This window comes from Pseudomonas sp. B21-012 (assembly GCF_024749305.1).
In the GTDB taxonomy this organism is placed as follows: domain Bacteria; phylum Pseudomonadota; class Gammaproteobacteria; order Pseudomonadales; family Pseudomonadaceae; genus Aquipseudomonas.
Genome location: NZ_CP087197.1, coordinates 4,758,662 through 4,779,584, shown reverse-complemented (window position 1 = coordinate 4,779,584; position 20,923 = coordinate 4,758,662). Strand labels below are relative to the sequence as shown.

17 protein-coding genes are annotated in these 20,923 nt (G+C 63.2%); 7 read left to right on the top strand and 10 right to left on the bottom strand.

Going from position 1 to position 20,923, the window contains the following annotated elements; translation table 11 throughout:
- Positions 1–55 precede the first annotated feature (55 nt).
- A complete protein-coding gene (locus LOY37_RS21770; RefSeq protein ID WP_258715703.1) occupies positions 56–961 on the top strand; it encodes a TauD/TfdA family dioxygenase in 906 nt (301 codons plus the stop codon).
- 84 nt (positions 962–1,045) lie between these two features.
- Here the strand turns inward: LOY37_RS21770 and LOY37_RS21765 are convergent, their stop codons facing one another.
- The 4 genes from LOY37_RS21765 to LOY37_RS21750 all read right to left on the bottom strand — a co-directional run bounded on the left by LOY37_RS21765 (position 1,046) and on the right by LOY37_RS21750 (position 8,304).
- Positions 1,046–2,293: an OprD family porin gene (locus LOY37_RS21765; RefSeq protein ID WP_408980534.1), complete on the bottom strand. Its 1,248-nt coding sequence runs from the start codon at positions 2,291–2,293 to the stop codon at positions 1,046–1,048.
- 252 nt (positions 2,294–2,545) lie between these two features.
- Complete coding sequence (locus LOY37_RS21760) at positions 2,546–4,000, bottom strand: AdeC/AdeK/OprM family multidrug efflux complex outer membrane factor (RefSeq protein ID WP_258715702.1); 1,455 nt, start codon at positions 3,998–4,000, stop codon at positions 2,546–2,548.
- On the bottom strand, positions 3,997–7,149 hold the full coding sequence (locus tag LOY37_RS21755) for an efflux RND transporter permease subunit (RefSeq protein WP_258715701.1): 3,153 nt from the start codon (positions 7,147–7,149) through the stop codon (positions 3,997–3,999). Before LOY37_RS21755 ends, LOY37_RS21760 begins: the two co-directional genes overlap by 4 nt.
- Positions 7,150–7,152: 3 nt before the next feature.
- Positions 7,153–8,304, bottom strand: a complete 1,152-nt coding sequence (locus LOY37_RS21750) for an efflux RND transporter periplasmic adaptor subunit (RefSeq protein ID WP_093379951.1) — start codon at positions 8,302–8,304, stop codon at positions 7,153–7,155.
- A gap of 259 nt (positions 8,305–8,563) precedes the next feature.
- Between LOY37_RS21750 and LOY37_RS21745 the strand changes: the two genes are divergently transcribed.
- The gene (locus LOY37_RS21745; RefSeq protein ID WP_045197509.1) at positions 8,564–9,196 is read left to right on the top strand and encodes a TetR family transcriptional regulator; all 633 of its coding nucleotides are present in this window, start codon (positions 8,564–8,566) and stop codon (positions 9,194–9,196) included.
- 49 nt (positions 9,197–9,245) lie between these two features.
- On the opposite strand, the gene LOY37_RS21740 is transcribed toward LOY37_RS21745, so the two are convergent.
- Together LOY37_RS21740 and pobA are read right to left on the bottom strand one after the other, a co-directional pair.
- Positions 9,246–10,703 carry an MDR family MFS transporter gene (locus tag LOY37_RS21740; RefSeq protein ID WP_408980671.1) on the bottom strand — a complete coding sequence of 486 codons (1,458 nt, stop codon included), beginning with the start codon at positions 10,701–10,703 and terminating at the stop codon, positions 9,246–9,248.
- A 78-nt stretch (positions 10,704–10,781) separates the two neighbouring features.
- A complete protein-coding gene (gene pobA, locus LOY37_RS21735) occupies positions 10,782–11,975 on the bottom strand; it encodes a 4-hydroxybenzoate 3-monooxygenase (RefSeq protein WP_258715700.1) in 1,194 nt (397 codons plus the stop codon).
- Between the two features lie 168 nt (positions 11,976–12,143).
- Between pobA and LOY37_RS21730 the strand changes: the two genes are divergently transcribed.
- Positions 12,144–13,022 carry a helix-turn-helix domain-containing protein gene (locus LOY37_RS21730; protein WP_258715699.1) on the top strand — a complete coding sequence of 293 codons (879 nt, stop codon included), beginning with the start codon at positions 12,144–12,146 and terminating at the stop codon, positions 13,020–13,022.
- Here the strand turns inward: LOY37_RS21730 and LOY37_RS21725 are convergent.
- Positions 13,015–13,188, bottom strand: a complete 174-nt coding sequence (locus LOY37_RS21725) for a hypothetical protein (RefSeq protein WP_184959330.1) — start codon at positions 13,186–13,188, stop codon at positions 13,015–13,017. The two genes, LOY37_RS21730 and LOY37_RS21725, sit on opposite strands and share 8 nt — an antisense overlap.
- Before the next feature lie 71 nt (positions 13,189–13,259).
- A complete protein-coding gene (locus LOY37_RS21720; protein WP_045197516.1) occupies positions 13,260–14,168 on the bottom strand; it encodes a LysR family transcriptional regulator in 909 nt (302 codons plus the stop codon).
- A 105-nt stretch (positions 14,169–14,273) separates the two neighbouring features.
- On the opposite strand from LOY37_RS21720, the gene LOY37_RS21715 reads away from it, so the two are divergent.
- Complete coding sequence (locus tag LOY37_RS21715) at positions 14,274–15,155, top strand: MBL fold metallo-hydrolase (protein ID WP_258715698.1); 882 nt, start codon at positions 14,274–14,276, stop codon at positions 15,153–15,155.
- Between the two features lie 30 nt (positions 15,156–15,185).
- A complete protein-coding gene (locus LOY37_RS21710; RefSeq protein WP_258715697.1) occupies positions 15,186–15,800 on the top strand; it encodes an NAD(P)-dependent oxidoreductase in 615 nt (204 codons plus the stop codon).
- Here the strand turns inward: LOY37_RS21710 and LOY37_RS21705 are convergent.
- Positions 15,794–16,675, bottom strand: coding sequence for a LysR substrate-binding domain-containing protein (locus LOY37_RS21705; protein ID WP_258715696.1), 882 nt, complete (start codon positions 16,673–16,675; stop codon positions 15,794–15,796). The two genes, LOY37_RS21710 and LOY37_RS21705, sit on opposite strands and share 7 nt — an antisense overlap.
- Before the next feature lie 113 nt (positions 16,676–16,788).
- Between LOY37_RS21705 and LOY37_RS21700 the strand changes: the two genes are divergently transcribed.
- Positions 16,789–18,426, top strand: a complete 1,638-nt coding sequence (locus LOY37_RS21700; RefSeq protein ID WP_258715695.1) for a 5-guanidino-2-oxopentanoate decarboxylase — start codon at positions 16,789–16,791, stop codon at positions 18,424–18,426.
- Positions 18,423–19,856, top strand: a complete 1,434-nt coding sequence (locus LOY37_RS21695; RefSeq protein WP_258715694.1) for an aldehyde dehydrogenase family protein — start codon at positions 18,423–18,425, stop codon at positions 19,854–19,856. Before LOY37_RS21700 ends, LOY37_RS21695 begins: the two co-directional genes overlap by 4 nt.
- 82 nt (positions 19,857–19,938) lie before the next feature.
- Here LOY37_RS21695 and LOY37_RS21690 read toward each other — a convergent pair whose 3' ends face one another.
- Positions 19,939–20,868, bottom strand: coding sequence for a transposase (locus LOY37_RS21690; RefSeq protein WP_258715096.1), 930 nt, complete (start codon positions 20,866–20,868; stop codon positions 19,939–19,941).
- Positions 20,869–20,923: the final 55 nt, after the last annotated feature.

Genomic DNA, 20,923 nt, shown 5'->3' with positions numbered 1-20,923 from the left:
TAGAGCAGAGCTTTTATCGGCACTTAGCGCAACCTAGCCAGATGAGGGTCAAACCATGAGCAATGCCGCACGCGCCGTAGCACCTGTCACCCATACCCTGGAGATTCATCCGGTGGCCGGGCGCATCGGTGCCGAGATTCGTGGCGTCCAGTTGAGCGCCGACCTTGAACCGGCCGTGATCGAGGCCATCCAGGCTGCGCTGGTGCAGTACAAGGTGGTGTTCTTCCGCGCCCAGACCCACCTTGATGACCAGGGGCAGGAAGCCTTCGCGCACCTGCTCGGCGAGCCGATCGCCCACCCGACCGTGCCGGTGCGCGAAGGCACCCGCTACCTGCTTGAGCTTGATGGTGGCGAAGGGCGCCGGGCCAATTCCTGGCACACCGACGTGACTTTCGTCGATGCCTACCCCAAGGCGTCGATCCTGCGCTCGGTGGTGGCACCTGAATCCGGCGGCGATACCGTCTGGGCTAACACCGCCACGGCTTACCAGGACCTTTCCGCTGAGCTGCAGGCCTTGGCGGACCAGCTCTGGGCGGTGCACAGCAACGAGTACGACTACGCCGCCGCCAAACCCAACGTGAGCCTTGAGCAGCTGGAAAACTACCGCAAGGTCTTCACCTCGACGGTGTACGAAACCGAGCATCCAGTAGTGCGCGTGCACCCGGTCAGCGGCGAGAAAAACCTGCTGCTGGGGCACTTCGTCAAACGCATCAAGGGCTACTCGCAGAGCGACTCGGCGCACTTGTTCAACCTGCTGCAAAGCCATGTCACCCGGTTGGAAAACACCGTACGCTGGCGCTGGCAGGCCGGTGACGTAGCGATCTGGGACAACCGCGCGACCCAGCATTATGCAGTGGACGACTATGGCACCCAGGGCCGGGTGGTGCGCCGGGTGACCTTGCAGGGCGATGTGCCGGTGGGAGTTGCCGGGCAGCGCAGCCGCACGACTCGCGGGGCTTGAAGCCATCGCGGGTCAAGTCGAGTCGTCGCACCGCCGCTCCCACAGGTGTCCCAAATACCTGTGGGAACTGGCGTAGCAGCAGATTCAGAGAATACCGATCGGATAACTGATGATAAGCCGGTTCTCGTCAAAGGCGTTGGTGCTGTAGTCCCGGCGCATGGTCGAGTTGCGCCATTTCAGCGACAGGCTCTTCAAGGTCCCGGACTGGATTACATAAGCCAGCTCCGATTCCCGCGCCCATTCCTTGCCATCGCTGATGGCGCCGGTATGCACGTTGTCGCCGCTGATGTAGCGGTTCATCAGGGTCAGCCCGGGCACGCCGAGGGCGGCGAAGTTGTAGTCGTGACGCAACTGCCAGGAGCGCTCCTGGGCGTTGTCGAAGCTTGAGTTGTAGCTGTCGTTGGCCAGGGTGCCACCACTGGTGCCATTGACCCGCATCCAGGCATCGTCGCCGCTGACTTTCTGCAGGCCGACATAGAAGGTACTGGCGCCGTACTTGGCCGAGAGCATTGCCGAGGCAGTGCGGTTGTCCAGTTTGCCTGCGCGTTCGGCGCCGTCTTCCTTGCCGATGAAGTAGCCGAGGTTGGCGCCCAGGGTCCAGTCGCCCAGCGGCTGGCTGTGCACCAGGTTGAGGTACTGCTGGTTGTAAATGTCCTTGAGCTCGGCGTTCCACAAACCGATCATCGTGCGCTTGTCGTTGAAGCTGTATTCGCCACCGGCAAAGTTGAAACGGTCGGAGGTGAAGGCCGCGCGGCCGTTCATCGACATGTCTTCCATGCTCGCATCGTTACGCGGGCTGTTGCCGCGAAACTGCCCGGCGTACAGGGTCAGGCCGGCGATTTCCTGCGAGGTGAGCTGGCCGCCACGGAAGGTCTGCGGCAGCGAGCGGCCGTCGTCGGAACGCAGGATCGGCAGCACCGGCATCCATTCGCCAACCTTAAGCTCAGTGTTGGAGATCTTCGCTTTCAGTGCCACCCCCAGGCGGCCGAAATCGTCGGCCGGGCGGCCATCATCGTGCACCGGCAGCAGGTGGGTACCCGCCGTGCCCTTGCCGCCATCGAGCTTGACCGAGTACAGGCCCAATACATCCACGCCAAAACCGACCAGGCCCTGAGTAAAGCCGGAGCGGGCGTCGAGGATGAAACTCTGGGTCCATTCCTCGCCCTTGCCCTGGGGGTTGGCCGGGTCGACGAAGTTGCGGTTGATGTAAAAGTTGCGCAGGTTGAGGCTGGCCTTGGCGTCCTCGACAAAGCCGCCTTCGGCCGCGAGGGCGGGCAGGGCGCAAGTCATGGCCAGCAAGCCGGGAAGCAGGTGTCGTGCGGGTGTGGTCATCGTCAGTTGTCTCTTGTTTTTATGTAAGCCGAAGCCATCCGCTGCGACGCTTGGAGGTCACAGGCCGGGCTACGATCTTTGGGGATACGCTTTGGAAAAGCTGCGAAGCGATGGTGCGGCGGCGGGCGGGGATGAATCAATTCGTTACGGGCGGAATTGGGCGATAATCGAACGGTAACTGTTTGGTTAATTCATTGTCACGGGCAAAAAAAAGCCCACCGCCAAGGGTGGGCTCTTCTACAGCACAGGGATTCAGCCTTGCGGCGTCTGGACTGCTGCCTGCTGCTGCGCCTGACCGGTCTGCTCGTACCAGCCGCCACCGAGGGCCTTGTACAGGTTGACCTCGCTGACCAGCTGCGACAGGCGATCGCTGATCAACGACTGCTGGGTGTTGAACAGCTGACGCTGGGCGTCGAGGAAGGTCAGGTTGCTGTCGATACCGATGCGGTAGCGACGCTCGGCCAGGCGGTAGTAGTCCTGGTTGGCGGCAACCAGATCACGCTGGGCCTGCAACTGCTGGTTGAAGGTCTGGCGCGCGGCGAGGCCATCGGAGACTTCCTGGAAGGCGGTCTGGATGGTTTTCTCGTATTTCGCGACGTTGATGTCCTTCTGGATCTTCGAGTAATCGAGGCTGGCGCGCAGGGCACCGGCGTTGAAGATCGGCAGGTTGATCTGCGGCTGGAACAGCCAGGTGCCCGAACCACCCTTGAACAGGCCGCCCATGTCCGGGCTCAGGGTGCCGGCATTGGCGGTCAGGCTGATGCTCGGGAAGAACGCTGCGCGGGCGGCGCCAATGTTGGCATTGGCGGCCTTGAGCAGGTGTTCGGCTTCCTGGATGTCCGGCCGGCGTTGCAGCAGGTCGGACGGCAGGCCTGCCGGCACTTCGGCCAGCAGGTCGCTGTCGAGCTTCTGCGCGGTCGGCAAGTTGGCCGGCACGCCGGTGCCGAGCAGCACGGTCAGGCTGTTGAGGTCCTGAGCAACCTGGCGCTGGAACTGCGCCAGCTTGACCCGCGCGCCCTCAACCGAGGTGCGTGCCTGGCTCAGGTCCAGAGCCGAGGCCACCCCCACTTCATTGCTACGCGCGGTCAGCTGATAGCTTTCCTCGTAGGTCTTGAGGGTGTCTTCGGTCAGCTTGAGCAGTGCCTGGTCGGCCTGCCAGGTGAAGTAGGCGTTGGCCACACTGGCCACCAGGCTGATCTGCGTCGAGCGCCGGGCTTCTTCGCTGGACAGATAGTTCTCCAGCTGTTGTTCGGTCAGGCTGCGCACCCGGCCGAACAGGTCGAGCTCGTAGGCGCTGACCCCGAGGGTCGCCGAGTACTGGCTGGTGATGCCCGATTCGCCGGTTTGCGACATGTTCGCCGGCATCCGCTGGCGGCTGCCGCTGCCATTGGCCGAAACCGCCGGGAACAGGTCGGCACGCTGGATGCGGTATTGCGCACGGTAGGCATCGATGTTCAGCGCCGCGACCTTGAGGTCGCGGTTGTTGACCAGCGCGGTCTGGATCAACTGCTGCAGCGCCGGGTCATGGAAGAACTGACGCCAGCCCTGTTCGGCGGCGGCCACCTCGGCCGACTCGGTCGGCGAGTAGGCAGGGCCTTGCGGCCACTGCGCGGCCACCGGCGATTCCGGGGTCTGGTAGTCAGGGATCAGCGAGCAGCCGCCAAGAATGAAAGCGGTTACTGCCAGGGACAACAGGGACTTACTCATTGCCCGGCCTCATAGCGTGGAGTTTCAGGGGTGACGTCTTCTTCGGGCTTCTTGCTACCGAACAGCGACGACACACTTACGAAGAACAATGGCACCCAGAAGATCGCCAGTACCGTGGCGGTGATCATGCCGCCGATCACCCCGGTACCGATCGCATGCTGGCTACCCGAGCCTGCACCGCTGGAAATGGCCAGCGGTACCACGCCGAGGATGAACGCCAGCGAGGTCATGATGATCGGCCGCAGACGCATCCGGCAGGCTTCGATGGCCGCGTCGATCAGGCTGCGGCCCTGCTCGTGCAGCTCTTTGGCGAATTCGACGATCAGGATCGCGTTCTTCGCCGCCAGGCCGATGGTGGTCAACAGCCCCACCTGGAAATACACGTCGTTGGACAACCCGCGCAGGCTGGTGGCCAGCAGCGCACCGATGATCCCCAGCGGTACCACGAGCATGACCGCGATCGGGATCGACCAGCTTTCATACAGCGCTGCCAGGCACAGGAACACCATCAGCAGCGACAGGGCGTACAGCGCTGGCGCCTGGGAGCCGGACAGCCGCTCCTCGTACGACAGGCCCGTCCATGAGTAACCGATACCCGCCGGCAGTTGCGCGGCCAGGCGCTCGACCTCAAGCATGGCTTCACCGGTACTGTAGCCAGGGGCTGGTGCACCGAGGATTTCCATGGCTTCGACACCGTTGTAACGCGACAGCTTCGGTGCACCGTAGATCCACTCGCCCTTGGCGAAGGAGGAGAACGGCACCATCTCGCCGGCGGCGTTGCGCACGAACCACTTCTGCAGGTCTTCCGGGCTCATCCGTGCACCGGCTTCACCCTGGATGTAGACCTTCTTGACCCGGCCGCGGTCGATGAAGTCGTTGACGTAGCTGGCACCCAAGGCAATCGACAGGGTGTTGTTGATGTCGGCGATGGTCACGCCCAGGGCACTGGCGCGCTCGTCGTCGACGGTCAGCTGGTACTGCGGTTCATCGTTCAGGCCGTTCGGGCGCACTGCCGAGAGGATCTTGCTTTGCGCAGCCATGCCGAGAAACTGGTTACGCGCTTGCATCAGTTTTTCGTGGCCGACACCGGCACGGTCTTGCAGGAACACGTCGAAACCGGTGGCGTTACCCAGCTCCAGTACTGCAGGCGGGGCAAAGGCGAACACCATCGCGTCGCGGAAGCTGAAGAAGTGCTGCTGGGCACGGTTGGCCAGGTTGAACACGTTGTTCTCGGCCGAACGTTCGCCCCATGGCTTGAGCATGATGAAGGCCATGCCCGAGCTCTGGCCGCGACCGGCGAAGTTGAAGCCGTTGACGGTGAACACCGAGGCAACGGTATCGGCTTCCTTGTCGAGCAGGTAGCTGCGCATCTCGTCGATCACCACCTGGGTGCGCTCGGCGCTGGAACCGGCCGGGGTCTGCACCTGGGCAAACAGTACGCCCTGGTCTTCTTCAGGCAGGAACGCCGTCGGAATGCGGGTGAACAGCCAGATCATGCCGACCACGATCAGCAGGTAGGCCAGCAGGTACGGGGCCTTGTGCCGCAGCATGTTGCCGACGCCGCGCTCGTAGCTGCGCACGCTGCGGTCGAAGTTGCGGTTGAACCAGCCGAAGAAGCCGCGTTTGGCAACGTGGTGCTCGCCCTTGGCAATCGGCTTGAGCATGGTCGCGCACAGTGCCGGGGTGAAGATCAGTGCCACCAGTACCGACAGGGCCATGGCCGAGACGATGGTGATGGAGAACTGTTTATAAATCACACCGGTGGAGCCGCCGAAGAAGGCCATGGGCAGCAGTACCGCCGACAGCACCAGGGCGATACCGACCAGGGCGCCCTGGATTTGGCCCATGGACTTCTTGGTCGCTTCCTTGGGTGACAGCCCTTCTTCGGACATTACCCGCTCGACGTTCTCCACCACGACGATGGCATCGTCCACCAGCAAGCCGATGGCCAGTACCATGCCGAACATGGTCAGGGTGTTGATGCTGAAATCGAACGCCGCAAGAATCCCGAACGTACCCAGCAATACCACCGGTACGGTCATGGTGGTGATGATGGTGGCGCGGAAGTTCTGCAGGAACAGGTACATCACCAGGAACACCAGCACGATCGCTTCGATCAGGGTGTGGATTACCCCGCTGATCGACTCGGTCACCACTGGCGTGGTGTCATACGGGAACACCGCCTTCATGCCTTCCGGGAAGAACGGTTCCAGGTCGGTGATGGTCTGGCGCAGGGCCTTGGCGGTATCCAGGGCGTTGGCGCCGGTGGCCAGTTTCACCGCAAGGCCAGAGGCCGGCTTGCCGTTGAACTGGGCGCTGATTGCGTAGTTTTCACCACCCAGGCCGACCTTGGCGACATCGCTCAGGCGCACCTGGGAGCCGTCACGGTTGACCTTGAGCAGGATCTTCTCGAACTGCTCGGCGGTCTGCAGGCGGGTCTTGCCGATGATCGTGGCGTTCAGCTGGGTACCCGGCAGGGCAGGCAGGCCGCCGAGCTGGCCGGAGGACACCTGGACGTTCTGCGCGGCCACGGCGGTACGCACGTCGACCGGCGTCAGCTGATACTTGTTCAGCTTGGCCGGGTCGAGCCAGATGCGCATGGCGTACTGCGCACCGAATACCTGGAAGTCACCGACACCGGCAGTGCGCGAGATCGGGTCCTGCATGTTGGAGACGATGTAGTTGGCCAGGTCGTCCTTGGACATGCTGCCGTCTTCGGACACCAGGCCGATCACCAGCAGGAAGTTCTTCACCGCCTTGGTCACGCGGATACCCTGTTGCTGCACTTCTTGCGGCAGCAGCGGGGTGGCCAGGTTGAGCTTGTTCTGCACCTGGACCTGCGCGGTATCGGGGTTGGTACCCTGCTCGAAGGTCGCGGTAATGGTCATGCTGCCGTCGGAGTTACTTTCCGACGACACATAACGCAGGTTGTCGATACCGTTGAGCTGCTGCTCGATCACCTGCACCACGGTGTCCTGCACGGTCTGCGCCGAAGCGCCCGGGTAGGTCACGGCGATGGCGATGGCCGGCGGCGCGATGCTCGGGTACTGGTTGATCGGCAACTTGAGGATCGACAAGGCGCCGACCAGCATGATCACCAAGGCGATCACCCAAGCAAAGATCGGGCGATCGATAAAGAATCTCGACATGGTTTACTCCCCTTTGGCCCCTGCAGTCGTTGCATTGGCCTGGGTTGGCTGGGCAGGCTTGACGTTGGTGGCTTCGCTGACCTTGACCTCGACGCCCGGCTTGACGAACTGCAGGCCTTCGGTGATCAGGCGGTCGCCCGGGTTCAGGCCTTCCTCGATCAGCCAGTCGCTACCGACGGTACGGCTGGCCTTGAGCTGACGCAGCTCGACCTTGTTGTCCTTGTTGACGATCAACGCGGTCGGCTGGCCCTTGAGGTCGCGGGTCACGCCTTGCTGCGGCGCGAGGATGGCGGCGCTGTTGACCCCGGCAGCCAGGCGCGCATGCACGAACATGCCCGGCAGCAGGTTGTGCTCGGGGTTGGGGAACACGGCGCGCAGGGTCACGGAGCCGGTGGTCTGGTCAACCGAGACTTCGGAGAACTCCAGGCGACCTTCCTTGGCGTAGGTGCTGCCGTCTTCCAGGGTCAGGGTGACCTTGGCGGCGTTGTCGCCGACCTTCTGCAACTGGCCGCTTTCCAGCTCGCGGCGCAGTTTGAGCAGCTCGGCCGAGGACTGGGTGACGTCGACATAGATCGGGTCGAGCTGCTGGATAACGGCCATGGCTTCGGCCTGGCCGTTGTTGACCAGCGCGCCTTCGGTTACCGAAGAGCGGCCGATACGGCCGCTGATGGGCGCCAGGACCTTGGTGTAGCGCAGGTCGATCTGGGCACTGCGCAGCGAGGCTTCAGCCTGCAAACGTTTGGCTTGGGCGTCGTCGTATTCCTGGCGGCTGACAGCCTGTTCGTTGACCAGCTGCTTGTAACGCTCGGACAGCGAACGGGTCGATTGCAGGTTGGCCTGGGCGCTGTTCAGGGTCGCCTCGTACACCGACGGGTCGATCTGGTACAGCTGCTGGCCGTCTTTGACCTCGCTGCCTTCCTTGAACAGACGTTTGAGAATGATGCCGTTGACCTGTGGGCGAACCTCGGCGATGCGGTACGCAGTGGTACGGCCGGGGAGGTCGGATGTCAGGGTATAGGCCTGGGTTTGCAGGGTTACGACGCCGACCTGAGGAGCTTGCGCCGCAGGCGCCGCCTCTTCCTTTTTACAGCCGCTGAGCAGTGTTGCCAGGGCGACGGCGGAAACCAGAGCGGTAACAGCTGGCTTGAATTGCATGAAGATCCTCGGGTCGCAAGAGCTGAAGACGCTCAAGAATAATGGAAAGGGTGCGCTATAAAAAATGCTGTCGAGTGGATAAATAGCTTGCTAAGGAATATACTTACATTCATGGTTGTTTGTAAATACCTCGCAGGCGACGTGTTCAGCCAATGCGAGCCCCCAAATTAATACAGCCGGTAACAGCCTGCAGAGGCTGACCCGGCCCGACTCCCAGGCACCCTGCGTGCGTGCCCGGGCCTGATGAGGTTGTACTGCCATGGTCCGTCGAACCAAAGAAGAAGCCCAGGAAACCCGCGCCCAGATTCTCGAAGCTGCGGAAAAGGCCTTCTACAAACGCGGGGTAGCGCGTACCACCCTGGCCGATATCGCCAAGGAGGCGGGTGTAACCCGCGGTGCTATCTACTGGCACTTCAACGACAAGGCCGAACTGGTGCAGGCCATGCTCGACAGCCTGCACGAGCCGCTGGACGCCCTGGCCCGGGCCAGCGAAAGCGAGGATGAACTCGACCCGCTCGGCTGCATGCGCAAGCTGCTGGTACGCTTGATGCACCAGATGGTGCTCGATCCGAAGACCCGGCGAATCAATGAAATTCTGCATCACAAATGCGAGTTCACCGATGATATGTGCGAGATCCGCCAGCAACGGCAGGCCTCGACGATCGAATGTCATGCCCATATTGCGTTGTCGCTGGGCAATGCAGTCAAGCGCGGGCAACTGCCCGCCGACGTGGACCCAGAGCGCGCAGCGCTGGCCATCTATGCCTATATAGACGGACTGATTCGCCGCTGGCTACTGCTGCCCGACAGCTTCGACCTGCTCAACCAGGCCGAGCAGTGGATCGATACCGGGCTGGATATGCTGCGCTTGAGCCCCGCCTTGCGCAAATGAGACTTTGTGAAGCTTTGTGATCATTTGTTTCCACGTCAGTTATAAGGTCTTACGGGCGGCCGCGCAATTGTCTGTCAGGCAAGGCCAGCGCCGCCGTCAGCCCCAGCAGTGAAACTGCCGCGCTGCCGAGCAGCAGGTTGCGAAAGGTCAGCAGCAATTCAGCCTGCATTGCCGCGGTCGGTTCGCCTGCCTGCAGGCTGCCAAGCAGGGCATCGCCGGCCAGGCTCAAGCCGCCCTCGGCCAGCATCGCCAGCAACAGGGTGGACATGATAGCCACGCCCATGGCCCCGCCCAGTGAGCGGAACAGGTTGGTGGTACTGGTGGCCACGCCGATATCTCGCGGTTCTACCGCACTCTGGGTTGCCACCAGCGAGGTGGGGAACTGCAGGCCCGAGGCAATGCCGGTCAACAACATGAACACGCCACTGAACCAGGCTGCCTGCGGTGGGCTGAAGGCCATGCCGACGATGGCAAACGGCATCAGCAGTGCGCCGCCGAGAATCTGCGGTTTGTAGCGCCCTGTGTGCGAAGTCATGCGGCCGCCGCAATAAGCGCCGATGGGCAAGCCGATGGCCAGCGGCAGCAGGTGCAACGCGGCGCTGTCGGCGCCGGCACCGGTGATGCTCTGGTAGCGCAGCGGCATCAGCATGGTCAGCGAGATGGCCTGGAAGCTGGTAAAGAAAATCGTGCACCAGCACAGGGTGGCGATGCGATTGGCGAACAGCTTGAGCGGCAGCAGCGGTTCGGCGGTTCGCTGTTCATGCAGTACGAACAGCAGCAGGCCGATCAGCGCACTGCCGAGCAGGCTGGCCACTTGCGCAGAATCCCAGGGCTGGCCCTGGCCGATCAGGGTGATGCCCAGCAGCAGGCTGCCCAGGCCAAGAATCAGCAGCGCGGCGCCGAGGTAATCGACCTGCGCCTTGCGTGTAGGCACCTGCAGGCTGCGCAGGGCTCGGCGGGTCACCCACCAGGCGGTCAGGCCCAGCGGCAGGTTGAGCCAGAACACCCAGCGCCACGACAGGTATTCGGTGAGTATTCCGCCCAGCACCGGCCCGGCGACACTGGCCAGGGCGTACATGCTGCTGAAATAGCCCTGGTAACGGCCGCGTTCGCGCGGCGGCACGAAGTCGCCGATGATCGCCTGGCTGACCGAGACCATGCCGCCGGCGCCGATACCCTGCAGCACCCGCGCGAGCACCAGTTGCTCCATGTTCTGCGCCAGTGCGCAGAAGATCGACGCCAGGGTAAACAGCGCAGTGCCGGTAAGAATCATCCGCCGCCGGCCGTACAAGTCGCCGAGCTTGCCGTAGATCGGCACCGCTACGGTCATGGCCACCATGTAGCCGGAAATCACCCAGGCGAGCAGGCCGACGTCGTTGAATTGCGCCGAAATCGCCGGCATCGACACGGCGACGATGGTCTGGTCGAGGGCGCCGAGGAAGATCGCCAGCATCAGCGCGACGAGCACGCTGCGCAGCACCGGTTGCGGAGTGTTCAGTTGAGTCACGGGCCAGCTCGGGGGCAGGTGAAGCCCGCAGCCGTTACGCTGCGGGAACAGGTGCTGACCAGTCTACTCGATAGCTTGCTAAGCGTCTTCTTCGATTGGCTCGTAGGGCAGGCCGACGTAGTTTTCTGCCAGTGTTGTGCGACCGGCTGCGGAGCTCACGTAATACTCAAGCTCGGTTTGCTGGATACGCTGGCTGAAGGCGTCGCTGTCCGGGAATCGATGCAGCATGGAGGTCATCCACCAGGAAAACCGTTCGGCTTTCCAGATCCGCCGCAGGCAGATCTGCGAGTAGCGCTCGAGCAGATCGGTGCGACCTTCGCCGTAGACCTTGCGCAGGATGTTGTACAAGGTGCTGACATCGCTGGCCGCCAGGTTCAGGCCCTTGGCGCCGGTGGGCGGGACGATGTGCGCGGCGTCGCCGAGCAGGAACAGCTTGCCGTACTGCATGGGTTCGACCACGAAACTGCGCAGCGGCGCGATGCTTTTCTCGATTGACGGGCCGGTCACCAGGCGCTCGGCAAGATCCGTGGGCAGGCGCGATTTCAGTTCAGTCCAGAAGCGCTCATCGGACCAGTCCTCGACCTTTTCTTCAGCCGCCACCTGCACGTAATAGCGAGTGCGGGTCGGCGAGCGCATGCTGCACAGGGCGAAGCCGCGCTCGTGGCGGGCGTACACCAGTTCGTCGCTGACCGGCGGGGTATCGGCCAGCACGCCGAGCCAGCCGAACGGGTAGACCCGCTCGAAAATCTTCAGTGCCTCGGCGGGAATCGATTGCCGGGCGATGCCGTGGTAGCCGTCGCAGCCAGCAATGTAGTCGCAGTCCAGGCGAAGCACTTCGCCGTTTTTTTCGAAGGTCAGGTAAGGGTGCTCGGCCTTCAGGTCATGGGGCCGGACGTTGTCGGCTTGATAGACCGTCACGGCGCCGCAGGCCTGGCGCGCTTGCATCAGGTCACGGGTGACTTCGGTCTGGCCGTAGATCATCACCCCTTTGCCGCCGGTCAGGCCCTTGAGGTCGATGTGTTCGCGGCGCCCGTCGAAGGCCAGTTCAAAACCGCTGTGGGGCAAACCCTCGGCATCCATGCGCGCACCGACGCCGGCTTCGCGCAGCAATTGGACCATGCCTTGTTCCAGCACCCCGGCACGGATGCGCCCGAGCACGTAGTCGGCGCTCTGGCGCTCGACGATGACGTTGGCAATCCCGGCCTTGTGCAGCAACTGGCCGAGCAGCAGTCCGGCAGGGCCGGCACCGATAATGGCGACTTGAGTCTTCATGGTTGTTATCCCAGGCAAGCTTCAGCGCAGGGCCGAAAGCAGCTTATGATTGTTGTGCTTGCATTTTTCGCTTGGAAAGACGGGCGAAGAAGGGATAAAAACCGCAGGAAGCAGGACTTTTCACTAATCAGTGCGATTATCGGGCATTGCCCTGGAGCCAGTTGATCAATGAGCAAGGCGTCGATACCGGTATTCAAACTGTATGGCGAACAGTTGCAGTGGCCGACCCCGGACCTGCTGCACTGCGAGTCGATCCCGGCGCGCAGCCGCTTGCACGACTGGGAAATCGAGCCCCATCGGCACGCCGATCTGTGCCAACTGCTGTTCCTTTATGCCGGCCAGGCCGAGATCGAAGTCGAAGGCCAGGTGCGGCGTCTGGAGCAGGCCGCGATCCAGGTGGTACCGGCGCTGTGCGTGCACGGCTTTCGTTTTTCCAGCGATGTCGACGGCTACGTGGTGACGCTGGCGGCGCCGCTGGTCAACCTGCTGCACACGCAACTGGCCGGCGCACCAGCGGCCCTGGCCCAGGCCGGCACCTACCTGGCAGGCGACGATCGCAACTATCTCTACAGCCTGTTCAGCGCCTTGCAGCAGGAGTACCAGCGGGACCTGCCCGGGCGCGATTTGCAGTTGCGCTCATTGATCAACCTGTTGGTGGTGTGGATCAGTCGTCAATGCTTGCAGCGTCATGGCCAGGGCCTGGCGGTGGCGCGCGGGCGTGAGTATCTGCAGAGTTTCAACACGCTGGTCGAGGCGCAGTTTCGTCAGCAGCCGAGCGTCGAGGCGCTGGCCCATGAGGTGGGGATTTCGGTGGCACACCTGAACAGCATCTGCCGCGAACTGGCCGGACAGTCGGCCTTGCAGATCATTCATCAACGCCTGTTGCTCGAAGCCAAGCGCGAGCTGATCTATACCAGCCTGAGCATCAAGCAACTGGCCGACAGCCTGGGCTTTGCCGACCCTGCGTATTTCTCGCGGTTCTTCCGCCGCCTGACCGGCAAGGCGCCCAGTGACTTTCGTCACCAGCCCGGGCAATCACCTACTTGAGTGCGCTCAGCGTCGCGGTGTGCGGCACGCAGTGCGCCAGGCTGCAGCTGGCGGCCGAGTAGGGTTGATTGCGGATCTGTTCAACCCGCCAGGCGGCGGTGGCATACAAGCCGACCGCAGCGGCCATGGCACAGATAACGGCGCATTTTCTGGATTTGACGCCCATGATGCTCACCTCCTGCCAACCACCTACAGGTGCTATTCAAAGCATAGGTCAGCTTGGCCGGGTGTGCCCGTCTAGAGCAGGTCCTGGTCCCAGATAGGCTCGGCGGTAAAGCGCTCGGCGAGAAAGTCGAGCATGCTGCGCAGGGTCGCCGGCATGTGCTTGCGCGAGGTGTACACGGCGTTGAGGTTCAGCTCGCGCGGCTTGGCCCGGGGCAGCAGGCGAACCAGCTCGCCACTGCGCAGGGCGCCGGCAGCCTGGTAGGTCGGCAGCATGGCCACACCGGCGCCAGCCAGCGCCGCCCGTTGCAGGGTCATGGCTTCGTTGGCGCTGATGTTGCCTTGCACCGGTACCGACACCACCTCGCCAGCCACGTCGAAATGCCACAGGCTGCGACCGAAGTAGGAATGGGTCAGGCAGTTGTGCTGGCTGAGCTCTTGCACCTGCTGCGGCGCCGGGTGCTGGCGCAGGTAGGCGGGCGAGGCGCAGATCACCGAGCGGCATACGCTCAGGCGCCGGGCGATCAGGTTCGGGTCCAGGTCGTTGCTGGTGCGGATCGCCAGGTCGATGCGCTCATCCACCAGGTTCACCGTGCGGTCGAGCATCTGCAGGTCGATCTTTACCCCGGGATAGCGTTTGACGTAGTCGGCTACGGCGTCCATCAACTGTGCCTGGCCGAACGAGGTGCTGACGCTGATGCGCAACTCGCCGCGCGGTGCATCGTTGGGGGTACTGACCGCGGCCTGCAGGTCGCCGGCAAGCTCGAGCATCTGCCGGCAGCGCGGCAGGGTTTCCTGGCCGGCGGCGGTCAGGCTCAGGCGCCTGGTGGTGCGCTGCATCAGGCGCGCGCCGACCCAGTCCTCAAGCTCGGCCAGGTAGCGGGAAACCACCGGCCGGGAGAGTTCCAGGTGGTCGGCGGCAGCCGATTGGCTGCCCAGGTCGACCACGCTGACGAAGACCCGCATTGCTGTCAGACGATCCATGATTTGCCCGCTTTCAGAAACAAACTAATCCTAAGCATCGCATTTTTTGTGGCGGATCGTGCAACTAAGCTGTTGCTCATTGCCCACTTCACAGGAATCACCTTGATGCCTCGTTCGTTCTCCCTGCGCCGCTTGTTGCTCGCCTTTGCCACCCTTGGGGTCATGGCCCAGGCTTTGGCCGCCGAGCCGCTTAACCTGGATGTCTACAATCCGGGTAGCAATGCCCTGTTTCCGGTCAGTTCGGTGATCGTCAGCGGCAAGCATGACGCCATCCTCGTTGACGCCCAGTTCGGCAAGGCCCAGGCCGAACAGGTACTGGCCAAGCTGCAAGCGAGCGGCAAGCAACTGACCACTATCTATATCAGCCACGGTGACCCGGACTACTACTTCGGCCTGCAGACCCTGACCGACGCCTACCCCAAGGCCAAAGTCGTGGCCTCGGCGGCGACCGTCGCCCATATCAAGCAGACCATGGATGGCAAGCTGGCCTACTGGGGCCCGCAGATGGGCGCCGACAAGCCGGCGAAGCTGATCGTGCCGCAAGTGCTGCAAGGTACCGAGCTCAAGCTTGAAGGCCAGCGCCTGCAAGTGGTTGGCCTCGACGGCCCGCAACCGGACCGCAGTTTCGTGTGGATTCCATCGATCAAGGCGGTGGTCGGTGGCGTGGTAGTCGCCGAGAACCTGCACGTGTGGATGGCCGACACGCAGTCGGCGCAATCGCACAAGGACTGGCTGGCGACCCTCAAGCGTATCGAGCAGCTCAAGCCCGACACCGTGATCCCTGGCCACTACCTGGGCCAGAGCAGCCGTTCGCTCAAGGCGGTGCAGTTCACTGCGGACTATATCCGGGCCTTCGACGAAGAAACCGCCAAGGCTGGCAACGCCGCCGAACTGATCGCGGCGATGAAAAAGCGTTACCCGGACCTGGGCGAAGAGAGCTCGCTGGAGCTCGGCGCCAAGGTCGCCAAGGGCGAGATGAAGTGGTAAGCGTTGTTCAATCCTGACTGGAGAATGTCCATGAGCAAGATCGCAATCATTGGGGCTACCGGCCGTGCTGGCAGCCAGTTGCTGGAAGAGGCCCTGCGCCGCGGCCACAGCGTTACCGCCATTGCCCGAGACCCGTCGAAACTGCAGGGGCGTGAGAGGGTGAAAAGCGTGGCGCTGGACGTCAGCGATGCCGCCGCCCTTGAACAGGCAGTCGCTGGCCACGACGTGGTACTGAGCGCCGCACACTTTTCCAGCATCAAGCCGCAGGCCATCATCGAGCCGGTCAAGCGCGCCGGGGTCAAGCGCCTGCTGGTAGTAGGCGGGGCCGGCAGCCTGTTGCTGCCGTCGGGGCACAAGGTCATCGACAGCCCGGACTTTCCCGAGGCCTACAAGGCTGAAGCCACCGCCGGCGGCCACTACCTTGACACTCTGCGTCAGGAACAGGAGCTGGACTGGACTTTCCTCTCACCTTCGGCCGAATTCGTCGAAGGTGAGCGCCGCGGCGCTTACAAACTGGGCAAGGATCACCTGCTGATCGGCGCCGACGGCAAGAGCTGGATCACTTTTGCCGACTACGCCATTGCCATGCTCGATGAAGTGGAGAAACCGGCGCACTCGCGCCAGCGCTTCACTGTCGGTTACTGAGGGGCCTGGGCCTGCTCGCACAACCAGGCGAGCAGCTCCAGCAAAGCCGCTGAAGCCGACCCTTGCGGTCGCACCAGGTAATAGGCCTGGCCAGTGCTGACCTTGAGCGGGAACGGCATCACCAGCCGTCCGCACTTGAGGTCATCACCGATCAGCGACCAGTCGCCGATGGCCACCCCGGTGCCCTGAGAGGCCATGGCCATGGCCGTGTCCAGGGTTTCGAAATGCTGGCCCTTGCCCTGCCGGGGCAGGTTCGCCCCGGCGGCATTGAGCCAGGCATTCCAGTCGCGCTGGTCGCGGGTCGGGTGCAGGAGCATGTGCTGATTAAGGTCGGCGACCTGTTGCAAGGGCAGGGCGCCGCTCAGCAGTTGCGGCGCGCACACCGGCGTCAGTTGTTCATCAAAGAGTTTCTGGGTCTGCAGGCCATGGTTGGGCCGGGCGCCATAGACCACCGCCGCATCGAACACTTCCCGACGAAAATCCACCCCGTGCTGCACCGTGGTGGTCAGCTCCACCGGCACCTCCGGGCGCAGCGCCTGCCATTCCATCAGCCGTGGCAGCAGCCAGCGCATCACACACGTCGGGGCCTTGAGCTGCAAGGTGGTGCTGCGCGCACCGACCTGTTGCACACCTTCCTCGATCAGGGCGAACACCTGCTGCACCCGCGGCAGCCAGTCCTGGCCTTCGCGGGTCAGGCTCAGGCCGCGGGCCTGGCGTAAAAACAGCGGATAACCCAGGTGCTCTTCAAGGCCGGCAATCTGCCGGCTCACCGCACCCTGGGTGATGTGCAGCAATTGCGCGGCGCGGGTGAAGTTGCAGCACTGGGCGGTGACCAGAAAGGTGTGCAGCGCAGGCAATGGAGGCAGGCGTTTCATCAGTTGGAGCCATGACTTGGGAACATGGCTAGTATGAGCTTTTTTGCATTGTGCAGGTAGCCGTCGGGCGGTCCAATACAGGCTGTTTCCCGAACAATTACAGGCACACGATCATGGCGACTTGCGGCGAAGTACTGGTCAAACTCCTTGAAGGCTATGGCGTAGACCATGTCTTTGGAATTCCCGGCGTGCATACCGTGGAACTCTATCGCGGGCTGGCAGGCTCGAGTATCCGCCACATCACTCCGCGCCACGAGCAGGGCGCCGGTTTCATGGCTGACGGCTATGCGCGTACCCGTGGCAAGCCGGGTGTGTGCTTCATCATCACCGGCCCGGGCATGACCAACATCACCACCGCCATGGGCCAGGCCTATGCCGATTCGATCCCGATGCTGGTGATTTCCAGCGTACAGTCACGAGACCAGCTGGGTGGCGGGCGCGGCAAGCTGCACGAGCTGCCGGCGCAAAGCAACCTGGTGGCCGGCGTGGCGGCGTTTTCCCATACGCTGATGAGCGCCGATGACCTGCCGTCGGTGCTGGCCCGTGCCTTTGCCGTGTTCGATGGCGCCCGGCCACGCCCGGTGCATATCGAGATTCCGCTGGATGTACTGGTCGAGGACGCCGATCACCTGCTGGCCTGTACGCCAGTGCGCATCGCCCGTGCTGGCGCCGCGCCTGCGCCGGTTGCGCAAATGGCCGCCATGCTCGCTGCCGCCCGGCGGCCACTGATTCTCGCCGGAGGTGGCGCCATTGACGCCAGCGCCGCGCTGACTCGCCTGGCTGAATACCTGCAGGCCCCGGTAGCGCTGACCATCAACGCCAAGGGCGTACTGCCGGCCAGCCACCCGCTGCAGATCGGCTCGACCCAGTCGCTGGTGGCCACCCGCGCCCTGGTCGCCGAGGCCGATGTGGTGCTGGCGATCGGTACCGAGCTTGCCGAGACCGACTACGACGTGACCTTCAAGGGCGGTTTCGAGATCCCCGGTGAGCTGCTGCGCATCGACATCGACCCCGACCAGACCGTGCGCAACTACCCGCCGAAGGTCGCTTTGGTCGCCGATTCGACCATCGCCACCCAGGCCCTGCTGGTCGCCCTGGCCGAGCAACCGGCCCCGGTGCGCGGCGCCGAATGGGGTGCGGCCCGTGCCGCGCACCTGCGTGAGGTGCTGCAAGCCGAGCGCGACCTGCCGATGCGCAGCCAGACGCGCATGCTCACAACCCTCCTCGAAACCCTGCCCGGCGCAGTGCTGGTCGGCGATTCGACACAGCCGGTGTACACCGGCAACCTGACCCTGGACATGGACCAACCGCGGCGTTGGTTCAACGCCTCGACCGGCTACGGTACCCTCGGTTACGCCCTGCCGGCAGCCATGGGCGCCTGGCTGGGTAGCGCTGAAGTGGCGGCCGAGCGCGCGCCGGTGGTGTGCCTGATCGGTGACGGTGGCTTGCAGTTCACCCTGCCGGAGCTGGCCAGTGCCCGTGAGGCGCAGGTGCCGCTGATCGTGCTGTTGTGGAACAACCAGGGCTACGAAGAGATCAAGCGCTACATGGTCAACCGCGCCATCGAACCGGTCGGTGTCGACATCTACACCCCTGACTTTATTGGCGTGGCCAAGGCCCTGGGCTGCAGCGCCGAATCGGTGGGTGACCTTGCCCAGTTGCGTGAAGCCTTGCGCCAGGCTTGCGATCGCAAAGGCCCGAGCCTGATCGAAATCGACCAGGCCACCTGGATGCAGGCGGTGCCCGCATGATCAAGCTGCCTGGCATCTATATCGAAGGCGTCTGGCAGCATGGCCCGCAAGCGCTGGCGGTAATCAACCCGAGCAACGAGCAGATGCTGGCGGAAGTTGCCGGGGGTGACGCTGAAGCCGTCGAACGGGCAACGCTGGCTGCCCAGGCTGCGTTTGTTGAGTGGTCCACCTCCAGCGGGCCGACCCGTGCGGCGATCTTGCGGGCCATTGCCGAGGGCGTCGAAGCGCGCCGCGAGCGCCTGGTGCAGTTGCAAGCCAGCAACAACGGCAAGCCGCTGGCTGAAGCCCATATCGATGTCGATGATGTCGTCGCCACTTTCCGCTATTACGCGGAGCTTGCCGATAACCTCGGGCGTGACCGCTCGGTGGCGCTGCCCAGCGAAGACTTTGTCGCCCGGGTGCGCCGTGAACCGTGCGGCGTGGTCGGCTTGATCGTGCCGTGGAACTTCCCCATGGTCACTACCGCCTGGAAGCTCGCGCCAGCCCTGGCGGCCGGCTGCTGCGTGGTGCTCAAACCGTCGGAAGTCACGCCGCTGGCCGAGCTGGAACTGGCGGCAATCATCGCCGAAGCGGGGCTACCGCACGGGGTGTTCAACCTGGTCTGTGGTACTGGCCTTGCAGTGGGCGCGCCGCTGGCGGCCGATCCGCGTGTTGCCAAGATTTCCTTCACCGGTAGCAATGCGGTGGGTGTGCAGGTCATGCAGCGCGCGGCGGAAACGGTCAAGGGCGTGAGCCTTGAGCTGGGCGGCAAGTCGCCGTTGCTGGTGCTCGAGGACGCCGACCTCGAACTGGCAGTAGAGCTGGCTTGCCTGGGTGGCTTCTTCAATGCCGGGCAGATGTGTTCGGCGACCAGCCGGGTGCTGGTGGCCGAAGCCCTGTACCCGGCGTTTATCGACGCCTTGAAGGCCCGTGCCGAATCGATTCGCGTCGGCGAGCCGTTCAGCGGCGACAGCGAAATGGGGCCGCTGGTCAACCAGGCCCAGTACCAAAGGGTGCAGGCGCATATCGCCGCAGGCCTGCAAGCAGGGGCGCAGTTGCTGTGTGGCGGCTCACGGCCGGCGCAGCTGCCTTGCGGCTATTTTGTCAGCCCGACGGTGTTCACCGAGGTGCCACTGGACAGCGCCTTGTGGCGCGAGGAGATCTTCGGTCCGGTGCTGTGTGTGCGCTCGTTTGCCACCGAAGCCGAGGCGCTGGCGCTGGCCAACGACACCGAGTTCGGCTTGGTGGCCAGCGTGCTCAGCCGTGACTTGCAGGCTGCCGAGCGGGTTGCCAATGCCTTGCAGGCCGGGCTGGTGTGGATCAACGCGCCACAGGTGATCTTCCCGCAGACGGCCTGGGGTGGCTACAAGCAGAGCAGCCTGGGACGGGAGCTGGGGCCTTGGGGCTTAAGTGCGTTTCAGGAGATCAAGCACGTAGTCAGGGCGGTGTAGACTTCATCGCGGGTCAAGTCGGATCGTCGCACCGCCGCTCCCACAGGTTCGATGCTATGCCCTGTGGGAGCAACTGTCTTGATCAGGCTGTTTGCACTCGCCAAGGGGTATTGTCCCGCAGCATTGCATTCAGCCTGACGATCAGCACCCGCATACAGGCTACGAGGGCGACTTTGGCGCACTTGCCACGCTCCCGAAGTGCTTCGTAGCGTGCTTTAAATTCCGTGTTGTGACGGATGATGATCCAGCTCGACATGTACAGGACTCGCCTTACATGCGCCCGGCCACCCCATATCTGGCGGTGCCCTTGATGGCTACCGCTATCGTTGTTGTAAGGCGCTACGCCCACTAGCGCGGCGATCTGACGGCGGTCCAATTGCCCCAGCTCTGGCAGTGAGGCGAGCAGATTTGCGGCGGTTACCCGACCAATTCCGCTCACCGCCAACAACTGACGCGCCCTGGTGTCGTCCAGTTGCACCATCGCCTGGTCAATTTCTTCGTCAAGGCGTTTGATCAGCACTTTCAGCTGCTCTATGTGCTCATCAAAGTGAGCCATCACCATTGCCGAGCGGCATTGCAGGCGGCGCCGTTTGTAGTCATCACGGCTCTGCACAAATTGGGCGCGCTGCTTCACCAACTCGCGCAGCTCTTCGCGTTCCGGGCTGATTAGTTGGTCTTGAGGAGCGCTGAGGTGTGCAGCGAAGTCCGCAAGGACCTCGGCGTCGATCTTATCGGTTTTGGCTTTTTTACCCATCGCCTCGGCGAATTTCCGGGCACGGGCTGGGTTGATGCAGATGGTTTCGAAACCGGCCGAGCGCAATGCAATCAGCACGTCTTTCTCGTAGCCGCCGGTCGCTTCAATCAACACTCTGCTGATCTTGAAGTCCTTCAGTCGCCCGATCAGCACATCAAAGCCTGGGCGCTCATTGATTACTTCGAAGCGGATTTTCTGAGGTTTGATGCAGATTTCCAACGTGGCTTTGGCAGTGTCGATTCCAACAGAAGACAACATGGCTGAACCCTCTTACACTCAGTTGTGAGAGCGCTCTGGCTTGGCCCACGCTTGT